The following is a 22,502-nucleotide window of genomic DNA, read 5'->3' as shown; positions in this document are numbered from 1 at the left end:
GGTGATCGCGAGGCCGGCCCGTTAGTGCACCGACACCCGTTCGTCGCCGGCTACAACGCCGACGCACCGAAGGGGTTGCAGGGCAGAGGCGGTCAGGTCGGTCACCCGTTGACCTGCCTGATGGTCGGCGCAGCCGGATAGCGTCGCGTGTACATGCCGGTCGTCTGCTGGAGTCGGTCTTTACCGAACATCCCCACTTTTCGGCGATGGTTCGGCTGTCCGACTCCCGGAGCGGATTCAGCCCAAACAGTCGGGTGTCGGGGCAGGCGTTGGGGGTCCGAAATCGAGTAGTCCGATACTCGTGTCTGGATCGACATCGTGACGCACCCTTATGGGTGGAACTTCGCAGCGACGTCTCGCCCCACGAGCGCCGGCTGTGCCGTGCAGCGGCTCTCGAGCGGAGCAGAACTGTGAATGCGGGCCCGATGGAAGACTGTTCGATGCACGGGGGCATCGTCGCTTGGTCACACGGTGCGCCCCCGATTCCCGTCACGCCCGAAAGTCCTGGCCATGATGGATTCTCGCCCACGAATATGTCGAATACACCAAGGTGGGACAGCTCGAGCACGTCCGGGTCCATCCCGAACCCGGATGTCGTGCTGGCATGGCCCCACTTCGGCCCGAGAGCGACGAGATCCAGCGCTGCCGGCGCCGGATCCGGACATTCGGACGGCACGAAGGCCGGTGACCGGAGAGATACCGGATCTCCGAATCGACCGGGCCGCGAGGACGGCATGACGACGGTCTTGCTGACGAGGCACGCGGACATCGACCTGCCCGCCGTATCTCCCGACCCGGAGTTGAACGCCGTCGGCATCGAGCGGGCGGAGGCGCTGGCCCACGCCGTCGGGGCCGCACGGGTCGACGCGGTGTTCACGTCGTCGTTCCTTCGCACGAAGCAGACAGCGGCGCCGCTGGCCACCCGCATCCGAGTGCAGCCGCGACAGGTTCCGCCGCCGGCGAAGTTTGCGCGGCAGGTCCGCGCGGGTGCTCTCGGTGAGGTCGTTCTGGTGGTGGGCCACAGCAACACCGTTCCCGAGATGATCGCAGAACTCGGCGCCGCACCGACTCCACCCGAGATCGGTGAGCGCGAATTCGACAATCTCTTCGTCGTCAGCGTCACCACCGACGGCGCGCAGGTGGTGACGCTGAAGTACGGCAGCGCATCCGAGCGATAGGAGTTGGCCATGCAGGGCAACGGTCTCGACAACTTCACCATGCACAGCGATGACGAGGTGCAGGGCCCCACGATCGCCGCCCTCAACGCCGAGAGCGCCGACACCGCGCGCTCACTCGACACCGAGACACGAACGCTCGACCCGGAGACGGCCGCTCGGAGGTACCTGAACCAGATGATCGCAAGCCCGCAGGTGCCGTCGCTGACGGCGCCGGAGTCGGGTGACGTGGGTGCCGAATACCGGACGATCGGCGCGGAGACCGTGCCGCTCACCGGCGCCAGGATCGTCAAGTTCGCCCAGTGCCACCACCGGATACCGGTGTACGGGTCGTTGGTCACCATCGAACTGGACGAGGAGAACTCGCTGCTCGCGGTCAGCTCCGCACTGGGTGACCCCGACGGGGTCGACCCGGTCGCCACCGTCTCGCCCGCGGACGCCCAGTCCGTGATCCGCGAGGACGCCGGTGACGCGGCGCTACCGCTGGCCGAGCCGCCGCGCCTGTACTACTACTTCGACAAGGCCGCCGAGGGGGGAAGGTGGCGGCTCGTCTACATAGCGAAGGACGTGCGCCACGAGTCGAACGGTTCGCCTCAGGCGGCGAAGCCGCCGGTGCCCGAACTGCTGGATTACGTTGTCGACGCGCATTCGGGTGAGCTCGTCGCGCGGTTGTCGCGGAGCCAGACGGTGACCTGGTCGGCCGACGAGGCCGACGCCGTCGACGGGCTGGGTGCGATCCGGCACATCAGGATCCAGCGCGACGGCAACGGAAGCCGTCGACTCAACGACCAGGTCCGCAACATCCAGACCTTCGACTTCGGCATGAGAAAGCTCGAACCCCGATTCCAGGAACTGCCCGGTCAGCCCGTTGACAACCCGCCCGAGTGGAGCGGGGGCGCCGTCAGTGCTCACGCCAACGCGATGGAGGTGGCGGAGTTCCTGGTGACCGTGCTGCGGCGCAACGGGCTCGACAACATGGGGGAACCGTTCGTGTCGAGCGTCAACTGCACATCGATCCGCCAGCCCTCACCGAACGGCGAATGGCGCAACGCCGCGTGGATCGGTTCGCAGATGGTGTACGGCCAGCGGATCGTCGACAACGAACTCCGTTCGTACGCGGTGGCCAAGGACGTCGTTGCCCACGAGATCATCCACGGGCTGACCGACCGGACCGCCCGGCTCGACTACGAGTCCGAATCCGGCGCCTTGAACGAGTCCTACTCGGACATCTTCGGCATCATTATCGCCAACCAGCACGAACCCGATGTCGCGAACTGGGACTGGGAGATGGGCGAGGAGCTCAACAGCACCGGATTGCCGCTGCGGGACATGAGCGACCCCACCAAACGCAACCAACCCGCACACATGAACGACTTCGTCGTCCTGCCAACCGACCAGGACCACGGCGGGGTCCACACCAACAGCGGCATCCACAACAAGGCGGCATTCAACCTGATCACGTCCAAGGACGCGCGGGGCGGATTCGTGTTCACCGCCGGCGAATGCGCCGCCCTGTTCTATCTGGCCCTGACGCAATTCCTATCGCGCACATCCGGCTTCGCCGACAGCCGGCGCGGCGTCGAACTCGCCGCCCGAACGCTGTTCCGATCGGACCCGAGGGACGTGAAAGCCACCAAACTGGTCGCCGTCGCGACGGCATTCGACAACGTGGGCATCGCGGCATAGCGAGGGTTGCACCCCACGATGGTTCACAGCAACCCGCCCGCGGGACGAGAAGCCGATCAACCGAACGGAAGGGGGTCACCGCCGACATGACTGACACCCTTCAAGGCCGCGGACGTCGTCACCGCGATCGCGTGGCCGGCGGCGATCCTGCTCGCGGTGTGGCTGCTGTACAGGGCGGGCGTCGTGCGCAACATCAAGACGCCGCGCTTGTCCGGATTCGGCCTCGACGTCGACGTGGCGCTGGCGAGTCCGCCGCGGTCCCCCCGGGGGGACCGGTGATCTCGCTGAGAGAACCGATGCCGGCCGCCGTCAGCATGGACGAACTACGGGCCGTGATCGCCGCGAAGGAACACGCCGCCACCACAACCATCCGGATGCCGACAGGAGAACTCGAAATCATCTGGCATTCACCATGTCTCGTTCATCACTACGCGATCTCGCACCCGATCCGAAGTCCGCCACTCCGCGGGGCTCTGTCGCTCGATCTGTCCACCTGGCCTACGGGTATCCGGGTGATCGCCCAGAAGGAACAGCCGCATCCCGGCGCCCAGCTGCGGTTCACCAATCACGACGGGCTGCGCCTGACCGCGCTCGACCAATACCCGGCGTGGTCCGCCCCGGACCTGGAGTTGCGGCACCGGCGTCGCGCCCGGTGTAAGGACAGGATCCGGATGGTAAGGACAGGATCCGGATGGCGAAAAGCACCGGGCTGAGCAATTCTTCCGTTGCACGTTCGACCAGAACTCGGATCTGGCTCCCCGTCGTGCGGCTCGCCTGCGAACTCGCCGCCTGGACCCAGATGCTCGCCCTGCACGAGCACCCCGCCGAGCGTTGGGAGCCGAAGCGCTTGCTGCTACGGATCTTTTCGGTCGCCGGCAGGATCGTCCCCCATGCCCGACGCACCCGGCTGAAACTCGCGGCCCGAGCACCCTGGGCAGAGGCGATCACCATCGGACTCAGCCGCCTCAACTCCTGCCAGCCCCGACGTGACCAGAACGAATCCGACCGTCCGAGACGAAAGGAACTCCGCCTCCGGGACAATGGAACCCGGCAGCCACCCGACCGTGTCGGGCAATTGCCCGTTGCCGGCCACCGGGTCCACGGCAGAATCAAAATCCGAAAACGGCCAGGACCGTGCGCGGTGCTCGAGAATGATTGAGGCCAACTACCCCAGGCGATTTGGGTGGACAGGGACCGGTCGGACCCCGCGTACGCGGAACGCGGAACGCAAAAGGACCGAGTTGTCGGTTTGCCATTGCTGGTGACATGCAGCCCGCGGTACCGTGAAGCAGGTCATAGGAAATCGTGCGACGGTGTCGGCTTGTGCTGGGGACCAGATCAAGCAACGCGCACTACCGAGCCAACCCGCGCAGCGACCCGCGCGTCTCACTACATACATTGCGCCGAAAGGTTGTCTGGTGAGGGTCTACGAGGCGATTGTAAAGGGGCTCGAGAGCATCGAGGTCGAGGCCGCATTCGGCGGCGCCGGAGAGAACGCTGCCGGACTACTGCTGGCCTTGAAGCACTCTCCCACCATCCGCGGAATCGTCACGCGTCACGAACAGGCCGCCTCGTTCATGGCATGCGGCTACGCGATGTACACCAACAAGCTAGGTGTCTGCTTCGCCACCGCAGGACCAGGCGCGTTCAATCTGTTCTCCGGGCTCGCCGTCGCGATGTCGGACTCCTACCCGGTGCTGGCGATCTCCGGGTACGCGGCAATGGAATGGGCTGGGCGCGGCTCCCTGAATGAGACCTCGGGGCTGAACAACACGCCGGACTCGCACAAAATGTTCGAGGCCACCACGAAGAAGTCGTGGCTGCTCACCGACATCAATGACACCTGCGATGTCCTCGACGAAGCCGTCAACGTGGCTTTCAGCGGCCGTCCGGGCCCAGTCCACATCCACGTCCCCGAGAATCTGACGCACGACGACCTGTCCGAGGACCTCTACCATGACATCCGACTCCACATCGCGCCGATCGAGCCCGACCCCGCGAGGGTCGAGCACATCGCCGCAGCGCTGGCAGCCGCCATCAACGACAACCGCAAGATCGTCATGCTCGTCGGTTTCGGCGCCATTCGAAGCGGCGCCTACGCCGAAGTCAAACGACTGATCGAGCGGTTCCAGATCCCTCTCCTCACCACCCTGGATGGCAAAGGCATCGTCTCCGAAGGCCACCCGCTATCGGTTGGGCTGTTCTGCGACAGCGGCCATAGCAGCGCCTGGAAAGCGTTTCGCGAGGCCGACGTGGTCCTCGCGGTGGGCAACGCGTTCACCCAACACGCAACCTTCAACTACTACGAGGGCTTGTTCGAAGGCAAGACCCTCATCCACATCAACATCTCTGACAAAGAGATCGACAAGGTATACAAAGCCGACTACGCACTAGCCTCAGATGCGCGGCCCGCAGTCGCCGCGATCCACAAGGCACTTGACCTCAAAGTCGGCGAGGTTTCCCCGAAAAAGGTTCAAGGTCGCGACTGGGAGGCACGCCGAATCCCCCACGTAACCGGCAAAATCCATCCCGGACAACTCGCACAATCAATCGGAAAACATCTGCCGCCCCGGGCGATCCTGCTCGCCGACGCTGGCGCACACCTGGCGTGGCTCGGCTACTACGTAGAGCTCGAGGAGGGCCAGAATTTCCGAAAGGCAGGCGAGTTCGGGCCCATGGCCGGGCACGTCAACGGAGCGATCGGGCTCAAGATCGCCCACCCGGACAGGAGCGTCGTGGTCGGCTGCGGCGACGGCTGCTACCAGCTCGCCGGGTTCGAACTGATGACCGCGGTCGAGCACAACATCCCGGTCATCTGGGTGATCTTCAACGACTCCGAATTCAAGCTGATCAAGCTCTATCAACTGGCGACGTACTTCGAGAGCGGTCTCGTCGAGTTCCAGAACCCGGATTTCGCCGCACACGCCCGTGCATGTGGCGCCGACGGCTACACGGCAGAAAGCATCGACGAGTTCGAGAACGCCTTCCGCAAGGCCCTTTCCTCGGGCCGCCCCACCGTGATCGACGCCCACATCACCCGCTGGGCGATCCCGCACTACAGCCCATCACCCGATGGTGCCGTCCAGGGCATCGTCGAGAGCATCGAAGAGAGGCTCCGAAACCGATGATCGAGGACACCGAGCGCGCACAGCGACGACCCGCCCAATGGAATGAGCGATACTCCGCCGGCAGCGCCGAGGCCGAACACGAGGAATTTCAACGACTCGCCCACGGCATCATGCAGGTCCAGACGACGGTGCGCAAACGAGTCAGCAGCCACGGCGTACCACACCCGACCCAGCGCGCATTCCACGCCAAGGCAACCCTGGCGGTCGACGACGCCGAGCTACGGTTCAACGACGACTTGCCGGCAGACCTACAGATGGGCTTCGCACAGCCCGGCGCGGCCTACCGCACGATCGTGCGCTTCTCGAATGCAGCGGGCAGCGGGGAGCCGGATTTCGCGCCGGACTTGCGCGGCATCGCCCTACGGATCCAGGTAGACGACAGCACGTCACACGATTTGCTGGCCACCAACTTTCCCGTTTCGCACGCCCGTAATGCCCGCCAGTTCGTCGAGTTCGCCAAGGCCACCGCGGGGGGCAGCGTCTCCCGGATCCTCGGGCTCGCGCGCCTGGCTGGAATGTTCGGAATCCGTGAGACCGCGCGCATGGTGCGCAACGTCACCACTGCGCGCAGGCAGCTGGTGTCGAGTGTCGCGACCCAAACCTACTGGAGCCGCGGAGCTCTGACGTGGGGACCGGAGCTGGCCGTGCGCTATCTGCTGCGCCCCGCAGCTAGGGCACCGCAGGGCCCAAAACCATCCAAGACCGACCCGTCCTACCTGTCGACCGAGGCCGCCCGACGCCTCGACCAGGGCGATATCCGCTTCGAGTTGTGCATCCAGCGCTACGTCAACGAACAAGCGACACCAATCGAAGACACAGCAGTCGAGTGGAAGGAAAGGCACTCCCCCGCCGAGCCAGTCGCAATCCTCACGATCAGGCAGACCGACATCACCTCGCCCGACGCCCAGGCCCGCGCGGCCGCGATCGACAGCCTCGCGTTCAACCCGTGGAACACCACCGACGACTTCCGCCCTCTGGGCAACCTCAACCGGGCACGTAAAGCGGCCTACGACGCCAGCGCGGCCTATCGTGGGCAAACCCGCTGGCAGACCGAAACCCCGGTACGCAACGTCGTGCTCGGCAGGCTAGCACGCGCGGCATTCTCCCTGGTCAACCGCCGGGTCCCGTGGTACCGGCTGCCGGTCCGTACCGCAGTGCTTAACCTCGATGGGTTCCGCGGCGTCCTGCGCGCCCGCAACCTCATCGACACCGAGCCGCACGAGGCGCCGCCGAGGGCACGTCCGGTGCCGCCGCCGATTCCGGAGGACGTCCGCGCCGCCCGCACAGCCAACGGACGATACAACGATCTGTCGGCGCCGGCGATGGGAGCGGTAGGCGCAACGTTCGGACGCAATCTCAAACCCGACTACCGTCCGGACCTTTTCGATGTGCCCAATCCGGTCACGGTGAGCCAACAGTTACTCACGCGTGAACACTTCTTGCCCGCTCGTTCGCTGAACCTGATCGCGGCGGCATGGATTCAGTTTCAGGTTCACGACTGGGTGAACCACGCGCGCCATCCGCTCGGTGTTCGCGACATCGAAGTACCTTTGCCGCAGGGCATGACGTGGTCAAACACGCCCGACGGCGCTCCAGAAACCACGATGCGGATCGCCGGCAACGAAGCTCTGAGTGTCGATGCCGACGGCACTGAGCGGCTCTTCGCCAACGCTGCATCGCACTGGTGGGACGGCTCCGAGGTGTATGGGTCCGACGCCGACAAGCTCAAGGAGCTGCGGGAGGGCCCGAAGATCCGGCTGAGTGACGATGGATACCTGCCCACGGATGTGAGGGGCATGGAACTCACCGGCTTCAACGAAAGTTGGTGGTTGGGCTTGAGCACGCTGCACACCCTGTTCGCCCGCGAGCACAATGTCGTGTGCGACGAGCTGCGGGCCCACTACAAGGGGTGGAGCGACGACCGCGTCTTCAACACGGCACGCCTGATCGTCTCGGCCCTGATCGCCAAGATCCACACCGTGGAGTGGACGCCTGCCATCCTGGCCACCCAGCCAATTGATTTGGGCCTCAAGGCGAATTGGAACGGGCCGCCGTCCAACGATTGGCTCACCAAACTGGGCATCTGGCTCATGGATGTGCATGCCAACGTCGGCATCCCGGCCACCACACCAGATCACCACGGTGTGCCATTCTCACTCACCGAGGACTTCGTCACCGTCTATCGGTTGCACCCGCTGATTCCCGACGACTACCGGTTTGCCAATCATCAGACGGGCGAGTTGCTCTACACCCGAACATTTCCGGACATCACGGAGACACACGCAGACGACGAGCTGCGATCGCTCGGTCTTGACAACACCGTGTACTCGCTCGGCATCGCCCACCCCGGGGCCATCACCCTGAACAACTACCCGCGTTCGCTGCGAAACTTCGTGCGCGAAGGTGAACACATCGACCTCGCGGTGGTCGACATCGCGCGGACACGCCGGCGCGGCGTTCCCCGCTACAACGACTTCCGCACCGGTCTGCACAAACCTCGCCTTCAGCATTGGGAGCAGCTCAGCGAGGACCCCGACGTTGTGCGACGGATCCGCGAAGTGTATCGAAGCATCGACGAGGTCGACACCATGATCGGGCTGTTCGCCGAAACACCTCCCGAGGGCTTCGGCTTCTCCGACACCGCATTCCGGATCTTCATCCTGATGGCGTCGAGGCGCATCCAAAGCGACCGGTTCCTCACCGCGGACTTTCGGCCCGAGATCTACTCCCCACTCGGGATGGACTGGGTACAGCAAAACAACATGACCAGTGTCATCCTGCGCCACTGCCCCGACCTCGCGGCGCTTTTACCGCGCGGCCAAAGCGCCTTTGCACCTTGGCGGATGGCGGCACCTCAGAAGGTTGAACGATGAGCGCGCAACCGGACGTCACGAATCGGGCAGGGTTGGACTCGCTGGCCCAACGGCAATTACTGGCAGCGATCATGCAGCGGCGAACCCACCGCGTCAGCCGCGGCAGTTCGGTCGAGGCTGGATCGATGAGCTATACGTCATCATCGCCGCGGGCACCGCTCAGCGAACTCGAAGAGGCGATCCTCATCGCCATCACCGGTTGCACCGGCCTGACGATGCCCGACCGGCCCTTCAACGACCCGCGCAATCATGAGCCGATCATGTCCAAACCCAACCTCAACATGGTCGGTAGGTCAGCGGGCAGCCCCGACAACGCGCAGGGTACACACTTCTTCCTCATCAACGACAGCGGTACCTACTTCCTTCGCAAGCTCCCCCCGGGCGAGGACGGCCAATCCGTGCTTGATCCAGATGCATTGGTGGCTCGCGCACGGATGGCCAAGGTTCAGCTCCTGGACCATCGGATTGACGTCCCCGCAGGAGACCGCGATTTCCCCGCCTACCTAGACTCAAATCGGTTCCTGTCGAATCTCCCTGGCACCACGATCCTCGTTCCGGTTGTCGACCTCTCGCGTCAGTACATCAACGGAATGATGTACCTGCTCACCCAACCGGAAGGTGCACGCCCGACTCTTGTCGACGACCGCAACTTCTACCGGATGGCCGGCGTCAAGAAATGGGTCAAACAGGGTTTCCTCAACAAGGACCTCAAGCTTCCACTCGGAACACTCTGGGGTATGCGCACCCAGATCGAGGCCGACCTGCTCATCCAGAACCTCATGCTCACCGCCGATTCGATGGGCCTCGGCGCCTGGATCCACGCCTCGATCGGCCCGCCGGTACTACTTGGCGACCCCAAGTTCACGAAACGCTACGGCAGCATGCTGGGCTTTGACTGGGTCACTCCGCCCTGGAAACCAACGGACATCATCCGGTGGCACGTTCCCCTGCCGAGGTACGCGGACCTGCGTGCAAACCCGATCGGGCTCCGCCGAATGGGCGAGCACCTCATCAAGGCCAGTTGCCCACCGAACTTCCCGACCATGTCCGACGCGGTCAACGCGGTCGTCGCCGAAAAGTTCGGGCCCAACGGCATCTACTCCGATGAAGCACTGTTCGCCCGCATCTACAAGGGCCAGTTCGGCGAGCGATATCTGGCGGAGGCCAGTAAATACGCCGACGACGTGATCGAGTGCACACGCGACATCTGCAATTACATCTACAACACCCACGGCCGCTTCCCCGCACACGTCGAAGCGATCCACGTCCCCGGAATCTGGTTGCAGGCTCACCACGTCGAGGAACGCTATTACGAGCAGTACTTCCGAAACGGGCTAACCGACGCGCACCGCGACCATGACGACACCTGGCACGGAGTTCACTAATGCAAGAGTTGTCTCAGTCCCCTCCCACCCAGGTCGCGGTCGTCGTCGCGGGTGCGGGGGCCCGCGGCGGCTATGAGGCCGGCGTGCTGTCCGTCCTGGTCCCCCGCCTGTACAACGCGGGCGTCGAAACCCTCACGTTTGTGGGCACGAGCGCTGGCGCCATCAACGCGACGATCTTCGCCGCCCTGTCGCACCTGCCACCAGACGAGCAGGCGCAGCAGGCGCTCCAGATCTGGCGCAATATCACCGTCTCCGACGTGTTCCGGTCACCGATCACCGGCTTTCCCGGCATCGCCGGGCGTTTCGCCGGCCAATTACTGCAAGTTCCGGGCGTGCGGCTCACGAACCTGCTCGACACCGATCCCCTACGACGAACGGTTCAACGCGCCATCGACTGGGGCCAGCTGCGTACGAATACCACCAACGGGCGTTGCTCGCTGGCGGTGGTCGCGACGTCCGGCGCCGACGACCGCACCGTTGTGTTTGTAGACCGCGCCGGCACAACGCCAGTGCCGCCACCCGACGACGAACGACCTATCCATTACGTGGCCGCCCAGATCATGCCCGAGCACGTGCTCGCATCGTCGGCCATTCCGATCGTGTTTCCACCCGTTTACGTCAGCAAACCCGAAACGTGCGAAGGTTGGTATCTTGACGGCGGAATCCGGCTCAACGCACCACTCAAGCCAGCGCTCGCGCTGGGCGCCGACGCGATCGCACTCGTGGCAACCCACCCCGAAGCCGACCCTGGCACATCGGCCCCACCCAGCGGATCGCCACCCGACGTGGATGACGTCGTGGTCCGGCTCATAGACGCCGCACTGGTCGACCGGATGATCGAGGACCTGCGCACGCTTGCCAAAATCAACGCGCTCGTCGACTCAACAGAAGTTGAGAGCCCAACCGGCCGACCACGCAAGGTGATCCCGTTCCTTCCCATCGGCCCGCCAGAACGTCCAAGCCTGGGCCATCTTGCCGACGAAATCTTCGAGAATCAGCGCCTCCGCGACCAAGGCCTCATGCGAATGCTCCGCCAGGCAGAGTTACGAATACTGGGCCGCGCGCTTGGCGGCGACGGCCCACGCCGCGGCGACCTCTTCAGTTACCTCTATTTCGATAAGGAGTTCATCGAGGCATCAATCGAACTCGGCCGACATGACGCCGAGGATGCGTTCGCCGGATCGCAACCGGATCAGGTGCCATGGCGGATCGGTCCCCGACAACCGCTTCCCACCCGGGAGAGGAGCAATGTTGCAGATCTACCAAACCATCGCCAAGGGGCTCGAAAGTATAGGAGTTGAAACAGCATTCGGGGGTAACGGGGAAAACATCGCCAGCATGGCGGTCGCACTGAAGCATTCCAGCATCCGCCCTATTGCGACCCGCCACGAACAAGCAGCCGCCTACATGGCCTGCGGCTACGCGATGTTCACCAACAAACTCGGTGTCTGCTATGCGACCGTCGGGCCCGGGGCATTCAATCTCCTCACCGGCCTCGGCGTCGCGATGTCGGACTCCTACCCGGTTTTGGCGATTACGGGCTTCGTCCGGCTGGAATGGGCGGGCCGGGGAGCCGTCAACGACACATCCGGTCTCAACGGCACGCCCGACTCGCAGGCAATGTTCGCCGCCACAACGAAAAGGTCGTTTCTGATCGAGAACATCGACGAAACCTGCGACATCCTTGAGGAAGCCGTCAACCTCGCGTACGAGGGCCGACCGGGACCCGTGCACATCCACGTACCCCAGAACCTGACCGACCGCGGTGTCAGGATGTCCAACTATCGCGACATCACGCTCAAAGTGCGCCCTGCGGAACCCGACTCCGATGAGGTCAAGGCGATCGCTCAGGTACTCGCCGACGCACTGAACAGCGGCCGCCGTGCTGTGGTACTCGCAGGATATGGCGCGATCCGCAGCTGCGCCCAGGATGTGATGCTGCGCTTTATCGAACGATTCCAGCTGCCGCTAATCACGACGCTCGACGGCAAAGGCGTGGTCGCCGAATCGCATCCGCTGTGCGCCGGCGTGTTCCACGAAAGCGGTCATTCCAGCGCGTTGAAAGCGTTCCGAGATGCCGACGTAGTCCTCGCGGTCGGCAACTCCCTCAGCCAACATGCGACGTTCGGATTGCGCGCAGACCTGTTCAACAACAAGACGCTGATCCAGATCAACATCTCCGCAAGCGAGATCGGCAAACTGTATCCCGCACGGCACGCGCTCGTATCCGACGCCCGACTAGCCATAGAGGCCATCATGGAAGCCTTGGAAGCCAAGGTCGGCGCCGTCGCGCCCATACACGTCAACAGTCAGGACTACGAGTCCCGCAAGCTGCTCCCACGAATTGGAGCGATACACCCGGGGAAGCTGGCCCAAGCGATCGGACGGCATCTGCCCCCGAACGCAGTGTTGCTGGCCGACGCCGGCACGCACCTTGCGTGGATGGGCTATTACGTCGGTCTGGAGGCAGGGCAGAACTTCAGGAAATGTGGCCAATTCGGTCCGATGGCAGCGCACACCAACGGTGCGATCGGGGTCAAATTGGCTCAGCCCGAACGGACCGTCGTGGTCGGCTGCGGGGACGGCTGCTACTCGATGGCAGGCTTCGAGCTGATGACCGCGATGCAGAACCATGTCCCAATCATTTGGGTTATCTTCAACGACAACGAATACAAGCTGGTCAAGATCTATCAGCTTGCGGAGTACCAAGAGTCCGCGTTGGTCGAATTCCAGAACCCGGACTTCGCCACATATGCGAAGGCGTGCGGCGCCGACGGATACTCCGTCGACTCGCTCGAAGACTTCGAACACGCGTTTGCAGCAGCTATCAGTTCTGGCCGACCGACAGTGATCGACGCCAAGATTAGTCGCTGGGCACTCCCCCACTACAGCACTTCACCCGACGGCGCTATCGCAGGCGTATTCGAGAAAATCGAGGAACGGCTCCGAGGCGACTGAGCTAGCGGTTCCGGCGATCGGCGAGGCGCGGCGGCGTGACCATGCGAAGGCGGAGGACAGCACAGGCGAGGTTCTCGGCCTGTGGGCCGGCGAGTACGGCACCCGAGGGGAGGGATATGGAACGAGTACCACGTTCGTTGCAGTAACTCACCTGCCGAGCGCTGGGTATGGCCGGCCGCGACACGACTTACCGATGCGACGGCGTGAGCGCTGCCCAGCGTGTGACCACAACGCGTTGTTCCACCATGCGGTTGCCGCGATCGTGGCAATGTCAGGCGAGGGTCCCCGCTGCACTCGGCGGACCTCATTGCATCGAGGGGTGTGCCATGGCCTTCGAGAGACCGTCACCAGTGACGGAGTTGACGCAGGAACTCCGACTCGCCGCGACCATGACGGGCGGTGTCAGCCTCGCGATCTGGATGGCCGGTGTCGCGCGCGAGATCAACCTGCTCTCGCAGGCGTCACAGTGGCGCAGGGTGGGGGGAACCTTCCCGACCCACAGCCAACTCACCAAGGAGTCGGCTGCTTCCCTCGAGCTCTACGCGGAACTCATCGACCTGCTCGACATGGTCGTCGATGTCGACATCTTGTCCGGGACAAGTGCGGGTGGCATCAACGCGGCTTTGCTTGCGTCGTCGCGAGTCACGGGGTCCGACCTCGGCGGGCTCCGTGACCTGTGGCTCGACCTCGGGGCTTTGACCAACCTCCTCAGAGACCCCAGAGACAAGAGCACGCCATCCCTCTTGTACGGCGACGAGCGCATGTTCGCCGAACTGGCAAAGCAGCTTCCCGAGCTCGAGACCGGGCCGTTCCCGCCTGCGGCGTTCCCGGGGGGTGCTCGCACCCCTACCACCACCCTCTACATCACGACGACCCTCCTCAACGGCGAGGCAAGCAGGTTCACCGACTCGTTCGGCACGCTCGTCCAGGACGTCGACCGGCTCGGTCTGTTCACCTTCACCGAGACCGAGCTCGCGATGGCGGGCACGGTCCCGGCGTTGGCATTGGCCGCTCGCAGCTCCGCTTCGTTCCCCGCCGCGTTCGAGCCCTCCTTCCTTCCCTTCACGGACGGAACCGCGAAGAAGGGGGGCGTGCCAGCTCGACCAGCGATGGCGCCCTTCACCAACATCACACGCCCGCACTGGGTCACCGATGGCGGCCTGCTTGATAACCGGCCCATCGATGTGCTGATCGCGCGCATGTTCAACCGCCGCGCCCGACGGCGGGTTCGCCGGGTACTCCTCTTCGTCGTACCGTCCTCCGGACCAGCGCCCGACCTGGTGACAGAGGCTCCACGGGACAACGTCAACGAGCCACTCGGGCTTGTCGACGGGCTCCTCAAGGACCTGGCTGCGATCACGACGCAGTCGATCGCGGCGGACCTGCGAGCGATCCGAGCCCATCAGGCCCGCATGGAAGCACGAACGGATACCAGGGTGCACCTCGCAGCGCTCGCGGCAACGCTGCCAGAAGGATCGCGGCTTCTCACCCCGTCCCTACTGGCGGACTACGGGACGCGCGAGGCAACCAAGCAGGCTCGAGCCCTCACCAGTGCTCTACTACGCCAGCTCGGCACCTGGCCACCGGCGTCGAGCACTTCAACCGAAAGCATTCCAAAGAACTGGGAGGAGGACCTCCGCATCGGTGGCGACGCCGAGAAGGTGTGCCGTCGACAGATCACAGAGTCGATCCTGAGTCATTGGTCGCAGCCGCAAGGTCAGTCGCTCCCCGAGCGGTCAGCCGACCTGGCTCGGTATGACCGAGCGGCGTACGAACTCGCAAAAGCATGTGCGCTCGCCGTCGCCCGGGCGGCCTACCAGCTCGCAAAGTCCGAATCCGACGTCACCGCCTTGACGGAACTCACCGAAGGCATCCACGGGGCCTGCGGACCGCCCGAACCGTCCGATCTCCGTGAGCTCGTTCGCACGGTGTGCGCCATCCCGGCGGTTCGACAAGGGTCACTCGAGAACGCCGCCGACCGGCTCGCTCAGAACTATCTGCAGCAGTCCACGGTGGAAGGCCAAGCCTGGGACAGGCTTGGCGGGGTCTTTGTGGACAGCTACGCGACCCTGAAGCAACTTGCCGCCAACGCTTCTTCCGCCTCCGGCGCCCGGACAGGTTCCCTGCCCGCGCAGGATCATGTTGCAGCCAGTCGGCTGAACACGTATCTCGCCTACCTGGAGCCCGGGGACAACGCGCAAACCGTGGCGACGAAGTTGTTCGACCTGGCCACGACACAGCGGGCGATGCTTCCGGCCGACGCAGACATCGAGCAGTCCCTCGATCTCGTGCAAGTGAGCGCCGATACGCGCAGCCTGCTCGCCCCCGACTGGCAGACCGCCCAGAAGAAGCTCACCGGCATGCAGTTCCACCATTTCGGTGCCTTCTACAAGCGGTCATGGCGAGCGAATGACTGGATGTGGGGCCGACTCGACGGAGCAGGATGGCTCGTCCACGTGCTGCTGGACCCGCGACGTGTGCGGTGGACCGTCCAGGCTCGTGCTGACGAACGCGAGGACGGCGCCAACGGTCCCGAGAGCGGAGCGCAGTGGTTCCTCCGCAAACTCAAAGCACTGGGGGCACCCGACTTTCCGAGTTCGGGCTACCCCCTGTCGGCTTCTGACGGCGGGTCGGACCAGTATCTGACCGAGGACATGTTGCTCGACGAGCTTGGCTTCCTCGACGACCCATCGAAGGCGACACCGTCCAGCATTCCGAGGACGTCGCTGTGGCTGGCGCAAGCGTGGCAGCAACGAGTCCTCGACGAGGAATTGGACGGGCTCGCCAACTCGGTCATCGACCCGCAGCCGGGGCAGAAGCCGGACTGGAGCCCGGCGAGTTCCCGAACCTGGGCCAAGAAGGTGTTGGCCGCGAGCCCAGGGCACGCCAAGTACGCCCTCTTGAACGAGGATCCGGTCGCGAGCGAGACGTTCGACAGCGACAAGGGCTCACCGCTGATGGCGCATACCATCGCGAAGGCCGCTGCGACTGCATCCGGAGCGGCTGGCTCCGTCCGACAGCTGCCTGGTGTCGTCAAGCCACCGCTGAGTACCCTGCGAACGCTGACGCTCGGTGGATATCAAGTGGTGTCGTTGACCAGGGGCATTGCCAGATCGATCATCATCGCCGGCGCCGTTCTACTCTTTCTGGGCGCTGCAGCCGCGATTCAATCTGCAACACCGTTCGGAGTCGCGGGGCTGATCATCGCGGGGACTGGTGGTTATCTCATCGTCCTGGGAACCTGGCAGTTCTCGAGCAGGCTGCTTTTCGCGCTCCTGTCGCTGACCCTCGTCGGCGCGGTGCTTGCCCTGGCGACGCCGGTCGTACGCGAATGGCTGTTCGGAACAGAGGAGGATCCCGGCCTGGTAGGCACTCACGCCTACTGGCTGGGAGCACAGTGGTGGCGCCCCCTGATCGTCGTAGGAGCGATCTCCCTGGGCGTCGCCGTGATCGCAGCCGCCAAGCCAGGCCGAAAGCCACGGAACCGCGGATGAATGCGTCCGCTCGACCGTCCGCGCGATGCCCGACTGATGGATGAGCGGGACCAGAACACTGGCGATGCAAACCGCCGGCCGACGACACCGGGAAAGCGCCCGCGTCCCGGCCGAGGCCTTGATCGACGAACGCGCCCGCTGCACACCCTGCCGGCCGCTCCACACATGCTGGCACACCGCCTCGGGTCACGCCCCGGCTGGCCGGCATCGTCCCGCTAGGGCGGCGGCGAGGGCGATCGGGGGCAGCACTTCCCACCAGGACGGCTCCCGGCGGTCGGCTGCGCCATCGACGCCCTCACACAACGCCGAAACTCTCGACTCCGGCGGCAGTCCGCCCGACCCATCTCGGAAAAACACCGGGAAAACTCTCAGCTGTTGCGGTAGGCGGTAGGCGGAACGCTTCACGGCCGTTGCGGTTGGGCGGTCTTCCCGTCGTCGGGTGCCCAAAACCCCCGAGCTACGCCATCTGCCACGCCGAACTCAATTCTGAAACAGTCATTAAGCACCAGCTGAGGACATACGATTTGGCCATGACCAACTGGGACACGATCCACAACCCGGTGACTGGCGAGACAATCACGTTTCTGGAGCGCACTCCCGAGCGATTGGTTTTGGATCTGCACATGCCACGTGGCGGACTTCCTGTGATAAGTCATCGCCATCCGGGGACCGAACACTTCAAGGTGAAGAGCGGCGTTCTCGATCTCGTTGCGGACGGCATCCTGCATCGACTCACCGAAGGCGAGGAGTTCACGGTTCACCAGGAGTTTCACCATCCGGCGAACACGTCCGACGCCGACGCTGTGGCGACAGTGACGTTCATCCCGGGCGCCTTCGCCGAACGCGGCCTACGTGGCATCTTCGGGCTCGCCAGAGACGGTGGTCTCCGCCCGGACGGCCGTCCGAGGGACTTCCTTTCGCTCGCCCTGCTGAGCGAAGGTGGACAGTTCCAAATCGAGGGGCTACCTCGCCCCGTGTGGATCGCCGCGATGAAGGTCCTCGGTGTGGTCGCCAGGTTCGCTGGACGGCGCAGGCGGCTCGAAAGCTACTGGCCGCCGGAACTCGCTCGACCGTGGTGATCTGACCTGAACCAGCGCCCCGAAACAGCACTCAATTTTTCAGGATGCACCATCCCAGCCGCCGGCCGCCGGTAAGCCGATCTGAGCATGGCCGAATATCCGCCCGCCGCGATGTGGCAATAACGACACTGCGGCGGTCGGCCTGCGCCGTGATAGTCAACGACGGGTTCACGCCAAGGTTCGCAGTGATCGCCGAGCCAGCCTCTCGACACAGCCACGAAACTCGAGCTAACCCGCCGCGCTGACAGAGTGCCTGGTCGCGATCGGCCGTCCATCACGTACATGACGAGGGTCGGAAATCCCGGTTTCGTGTTGTGGACGGAGATTGCCTGCTGCTTCGAATCGTGTCTTCGATACCCGACACGCGGCATCGCATCCCCGGTCCTGCGTGGTGGACGTGGTTGTCTAGTCGTCCAGGAGCCAGAGCCTGTGGAGGATCGATGCACGTTGCTCGGGTCATCTCACCGGTCTCCTCGCGTGAATCGTCGACCGCCCTGGGCGATGACGATGCTCCCATCGCTGCGGTGGGTGGAGATGCACTACACACGACCACCGTCGACGGTAAGAGTTCGCCCTGCACGCACTGCCAGCATGCGAATATCCGGCCCCAGCGGTCGCGACATGGGCGACTGGCGGGGCGGATCGGGACGTCTCGCAACGGCGGCCGCCTCATCCGCGGGAATCTATGGGCGGCCACAGCGATGGCGTTGGTCCTCAGGGTGCTGCCAATCACAAACTCCCGGCCGGCGGGTGCGGCCACGCCGCCGGTGCAAGCGATCTTCAATCTCACAGACCGCGACAAAAGGGAAAGTCCATTCCCGTCCAACCGGTTCACAGTCGCCGATCCCGAACAGAACACCGGGCTCAGAGTCGACCTGCCGAAGCCCGATTGCGCTGTGCGCCCCTCGGATTGCACCGACATCGACGTGATCAACACCCTCGACGGATTCAACATCACCCCGCGGATCTCGATTCCCTTCGACGGCGAGATCGACTTCTCGACGGTGAACAACGAAACGGTGTTCCTGCTGAAGCTCGGGAGCACCCTCCCCAGCCAAGGCCCCGGAAACACCGTCGTCGGGATCAACCAAATCGAATGGGACACCGCGACAACCACACTGCACGTCACAGCCAACGACGCGCTTGACCAATACACCCGGTATGCCCTGTTCGTGACGACAGGCGTCCGAGACCGGAACGGAAACCCCGTCCGCTCCGAGTCGTTCGAGCGCTTCCGCCACGACCTGAACCTCGGGCAGACCGGTGACCAACGACTCAAGGAATACCGCAAGGAGCTCCTCGACGCGGTGCATGCCTTCGAGAATGCGGGCTCGAAGCCGAAGGAAATCGTCGTCGCCAGCGTCTTCACCACCCGCTCGGTCACGACGGAACTCGAGAAAATCCGCGATCAGGTCAACGCGGCACCCGCGCCCGCCGCTGCCGACGTGACGACCTTCCCCCTCGACTCCGTAACGGATATCACCTTCAAACTCCAAACAGGGGCGGCGCCGACTTTCGCTCAGCCCGTCTCGTTGATGAACCTACTCGGGAGCACGCCCGGGGCGATCGGGACCATCGCATTCGGCAAATACGTCTCACCCGACTACCGCAACGGCGCGAACGTGATCCCGCCGACGCAAACGAAGTCGGGCGCACCCCAAGCGCTCGGGCAAAACGAGATCACATTCGACCTGTACCTGCCGTCGGGAACCAAGCCGCCGAGCGGATGGCCCGTCGCCATCGCCTCCCATGGCGCGGTCGGCCACAAACAGAACTCGACACCGATCACGATCGCGGCAACCCTCGCCGCGAAGGGCATCGCGACCATCGCCATCAACGGTCCCGGGAACGGTGGCGGCCCACTGAGCGAGCTGACCGTGACCCGCAACGACGGCAGCGCCACCACAATCGCGTCCGGCGGACGCGGTAAGGATACGAACGGCGACGGCAACTTCACCCCCGGCGAGGGCGCCAGCGCCGCCTTCTTCCCGATACGTGACCGGGACCGGGTCCGCCAGACCGCCGTCGACCTCCTCCAACTCGTCCGCGTGATCGACAGCCTCGCCGACATCGACGCGTCGCGCATCCACTACGCCGGGCAGTCCTTCGGCGGCCTGTACGGCACCGTCTTCCTCGGCGTCGAGCCGAAGGTACGCTCGGCCGTCCTCAACGTCACATTTCCATTCCTCGGCACATTGCTGTCGCCTATCAGAGGCCGACCCGCCGCCGGTGCTGCACTCGCCGCACGCACGCCGTCCCTGATCAACTCGCCGGGGATAGCGAGCATCGACGGCGTCACCGTGACCGGCTCACCAGCGAACTACTTCAACGAGAACCTGCCGCTGCGCGACCAGCCGCCTGTCACCAACACGATCGCCGGGGCCATGGCGATCCAGGAGGTCTTCGACAACACCGAATGGGTGCAGCAATCCGGGGGTGCGCTGGCCTATGCCACGCGCCTGCACGACAAGCCGATCGTGCTCCAGGTCGCCAAAGGCGATCAGCAAGCGCCCAACCCCCTGTCCACGGCGGTGGTCAGGGCCGGAAACTTCGCGGCCACCACGACCTTCTATCGCAACGACCTCGCCGTCGCGCGCAATCCAGCGCTGCCGAAGGACCCCCACGACTTCCTGAACCAGACCCTCGGCTCGACCACCGGCGGGTTGCCGGGCGGAGCCCAGGGCTCCATCGCCCGCGCGGCCCAACAGCAGATCGCGGACTTCCTCGCCTCGGACGGTCAAACGATCATCGATCCCGACGGCCCCGACACGCTCTTCGAGGTACCCATCCCGCCGCCGCTTCCGGAGACCACCTCCTTCATTCACCCCTGATCCACCCGTCGTTGATTCAGATTCAGATCTGACCTTCGAGGGACTGTCAACGCCGGCCTTCGCTTTCCGGCCCGGCACGGGTTTTCGCCAGCGTTGCACCGGCTTGGTCGGCTCGGGCGATTCGCTCTGCCGTTCGAGGGGTTCGGTCTGCGGAGGCGTCTTCTCGATCACGATGCGGGAGGCCCCGTTGATGTGGATGACGCGACCCTGCGACGGCGCCAACTCAACCCGGCTTGGGTCGAACGCGTTCGGGGTCGCGTCGACAACACGGGTTTCGAGATCCTTCATCCGCCACCCGGGCCGCGTCACCGGTGCGGCCGTTCCGGGCCCCGGCATGCGTTTCGGTCAAGATCACCTGCACGACCATGTTCCGTTGATATTCTCTGAGCCACAACGACTCCAGGAGGAGCGATGCAGACCAGCTCGCTGCTGTCCATCATCGCCAGAATCCATCCGCAGGTCTGGGACGCCATCGTCCCGCACGGACCCGGCATTCGTGAGCGGTCGGATCGTGCGTCGCTCAATCCCCAGCCCCTCCCCCCGTCGGACCGCTATCTGATCGGCGCGGCCGAGATGGCCCACGACGTTGCGCGCATCGCGGTCGAATCGGAGATGCGCGGTCAGTCGTCCAGCATGCTCGGCGAGCTCGTGGACGACTGGTGCGCGACGCCGTGGCCACGTCGGTGGCCCTGGCCATGGCCCGGGCCACGACCGAACGAGGACATCGAGGACGGACCGCTGCCGGAACCGTGGGTGGTCCAGACCGGCCGAGTGGTAGGGGCCATCGTCTTCGCCTCCGTCGGTTCCCGCCTGGCGAAGGGCGAACTCGCCGCCGCGTTCCTCGACGGCGCCGACCGTCTCACCGAAGCAGCGGTCCTCGACCGGCGGTGAGCGAACGGGGGGTCGCGGTCGTGGACAACGGGACCCCGCGGCTGTAACAGCACTGGATCACCGCGCGCACTCATCTTGTCCAGTCTCCGTAGGTCACGGCTCGTCTCGACAGGAGCAATGTCATGCCGACCGATCGTCTCCGGATCGCCTCCTACAACGTCGAGAACCTCTTCTCGCGGCCCCGCGCCATGAAGGCCGGCGCGCCCGCGGCGACGGAGATCCTCGACGCGCACGCGAAGGTCAACGCCCTGTTCGAGCACGAGGTGTACAGCACCGCGGACAAGGCCGACATCATCGAGCACCTGAAGGTCCTGGACCTGCTCCGCAACGACGGAAACCCCGACACGGGCTTCGCCCTGCTGCGGCGAATCCGTGGAAAACTGCTCGACCGTCCCCGCGGCGGTGACGTCACGGTCGCCGCGGACGGACGCTCCGACTGGGTCGGCTGGGTCGATCTGACCACCGACCGCATCGACGCCGTGGCCATCGAGAACACGGCGAGAGTGTTCACCGAGGTCGCCGCCGACATCGTCGGAGTCGTCGAGGCCGAGGACCGCGCCACGCTGCACCGCTTCAGCGACAGCCTGATCCGCGACACGCAGGGAACCCCCTCCTACCGGCACGTCATGCTGATCGACGGCAACGACACCCGCGGCATCGACGTCGGCGTCCTGTCCACCGACGACTACCCGCTCCAGAGCATCCGCTCGCACGTCGACGACGATCAGGACGGTAATCCCGTCTTCAGCCGGGACTGCCCCGAATACGGCTTCGTCTTCCCCGAAGGCAGCGGCCTCGCCGGGAAGCCGCTCGTGGTGCTGGTCAACCACTTCAAGAGCAAGGGATTCGGCGCCCAAGCCGACAACGACAAACGCCGCCGCCGCCAGGCCACCCGCGTCGCCGAAATCTACCGGCGGTTGCGCGAGAACAACATCGACCACATCGCCGTCCTCGGCGACTTCAACGACACCCCCGACAGTGCGCCGCTGCAACCGCTGCTCG

General features: G+C 64.7%; 14 protein-coding genes and 1 pseudogene. 13 read left to right on the top strand and 2 right to left on the bottom strand.

The window, feature by feature from the left end:
* Nucleotides 1-734 precede the first annotated feature (734 nt).
* The gene (locus ABD951_RS28295; RefSeq protein WP_345353559.1) at nt 735-1,178 is read left to right on the top strand and encodes a phosphoglycerate mutase family protein; all 444 of its coding nucleotides are present in this window, start codon (nt 735-737) and stop codon (nt 1,176-1,178) included.
* Between the two features lie 9 nt (nt 1,179-1,187).
* On the top strand, nt 1,188-2,861 hold the full coding sequence (locus ABD951_RS28290; protein WP_345353557.1) for a M4 family metallopeptidase: 1,674 nt from the start codon (nt 1,188-1,190) through the stop codon (nt 2,859-2,861).
* A gap of 56 nt (nt 2,862-2,917) precedes the next feature.
* Here ABD951_RS28290 and ABD951_RS28285 read toward each other — a convergent pair whose 3' ends face one another.
* On the bottom strand, nt 2,918-3,055 hold the full coding sequence (locus ABD951_RS28285) for a hypothetical protein (protein WP_345353555.1): 138 nt from the start codon (nt 3,053-3,055) through the stop codon (nt 2,918-2,920).
* Between the two features lie 285 nt (nt 3,056-3,340).
* On the opposite strand from ABD951_RS28285, the pseudogene ABD951_RS28280 reads away from it, so the two are divergent.
* The 6 genes and pseudogenes from ABD951_RS28280 to ABD951_RS28255 all read left to right on the top strand — a co-directional run.
* Nucleotides 3,341-3,851 (top strand): annotated as a pseudogene (locus ABD951_RS28280) (transposase); the annotation flags it as partial.
* Between the two features lie 428 nt (nt 3,852-4,279).
* Nucleotides 4,280-5,989 carry a thiamine pyrophosphate-binding protein gene (locus tag ABD951_RS28275; protein WP_345353553.1) on the top strand — a complete coding sequence of 570 codons (1,710 nt, stop codon included), beginning with the start codon at nt 4,280-4,282 and terminating at the stop codon, nt 5,987-5,989.
* The gene (locus ABD951_RS28270; RefSeq protein ID WP_345353551.1) at nt 5,986-8,862 is read left to right on the top strand and encodes a peroxidase family protein; all 2,877 of its coding nucleotides are present in this window, start codon (nt 5,986-5,988) and stop codon (nt 8,860-8,862) included. Before ABD951_RS28275 ends, ABD951_RS28270 begins: the two co-directional genes overlap by 4 nt.
* Nucleotides 8,859-10,247: a hypothetical protein gene (locus ABD951_RS28265; RefSeq protein WP_345353549.1), complete on the top strand. Its 1,389-nt coding sequence runs from the start codon at nt 8,859-8,861 to the stop codon at nt 10,245-10,247. Before ABD951_RS28270 ends, ABD951_RS28265 begins: the two co-directional genes overlap by 4 nt.
* A complete protein-coding gene (locus ABD951_RS28260; RefSeq protein WP_345353547.1) occupies nt 10,247-11,548 on the top strand; it encodes a patatin-like phospholipase family protein in 1,302 nt (433 codons plus the stop codon). The genes ABD951_RS28265 and ABD951_RS28260 overlap by 1 nt, the downstream gene beginning before the upstream one ends.
* Nucleotides 11,496-13,205, top strand: coding sequence for a thiamine pyrophosphate-binding protein (locus ABD951_RS28255; protein ID WP_345353545.1), 1,710 nt, complete (start codon nt 11,496-11,498; stop codon nt 13,203-13,205). The genes ABD951_RS28260 and ABD951_RS28255 overlap by 53 nt, the downstream gene beginning before the upstream one ends.
* 304 nt (nt 13,206-13,509) lie before the next feature.
* Here the strand turns inward: ABD951_RS28255 and ABD951_RS28790 are convergent, their stop codons facing one another.
* Nucleotides 13,510-13,716, bottom strand: a complete 207-nt coding sequence (locus ABD951_RS28790) for a DUF6570 domain-containing protein (protein ID WP_425569984.1) — start codon at nt 13,714-13,716, stop codon at nt 13,510-13,512.
* Here ABD951_RS28790 and ABD951_RS28250 point away from each other — a divergent pair.
* The 5 genes from ABD951_RS28250 to ABD951_RS28230 all read left to right on the top strand — a co-directional run.
* Entirely contained in the window at nt 13,625-16,699 is a 3,075-nt protein-coding gene (locus ABD951_RS28250) for a patatin-like protein (protein ID WP_425569983.1), read from the top strand. The two genes, ABD951_RS28790 and ABD951_RS28250, sit on opposite strands and share 92 nt — an antisense overlap.
* Before the next feature lie 530 nt (nt 16,700-17,229).
* Nucleotides 17,230-17,778 (top strand): cupin domain-containing protein, encoded by a 549-nt coding sequence (locus ABD951_RS28245; RefSeq protein WP_345353541.1) that lies wholly within the window; start codon nt 17,230-17,232, stop codon nt 17,776-17,778.
* A 701-nt stretch (nt 17,779-18,479) separates the two neighbouring features.
* Nucleotides 18,480-20,609 carry an Ig-like domain-containing protein gene (locus ABD951_RS28240; protein ID WP_345353539.1) on the top strand — a complete coding sequence of 710 codons (2,130 nt, stop codon included), beginning with the start codon at nt 18,480-18,482 and terminating at the stop codon, nt 20,607-20,609.
* 411 nt (nt 20,610-21,020) lie between these two features.
* Nucleotides 21,021-21,500, top strand: coding sequence for a hypothetical protein (locus ABD951_RS28235; RefSeq protein WP_345353537.1), 480 nt, complete (start codon nt 21,021-21,023; stop codon nt 21,498-21,500).
* 122 nt (nt 21,501-21,622) lie between these two features.
* On the top strand, nt 21,623-22,502 hold an 880-nt coding region (locus tag ABD951_RS28230; protein WP_345353535.1), incomplete at its 3' end, for an endonuclease/exonuclease/phosphatase family protein.

It is taken from the genome of Rhodococcus olei (genome assembly GCF_039540555.1).
In the GTDB taxonomy this organism is placed as follows: Bacteria; Actinomycetota; Actinomycetes; order Mycobacteriales; family Mycobacteriaceae; genus Rhodococcus_G; species Rhodococcus_G olei.
This window is presented reverse-complemented; position numbering and strand designations above follow the sequence as displayed.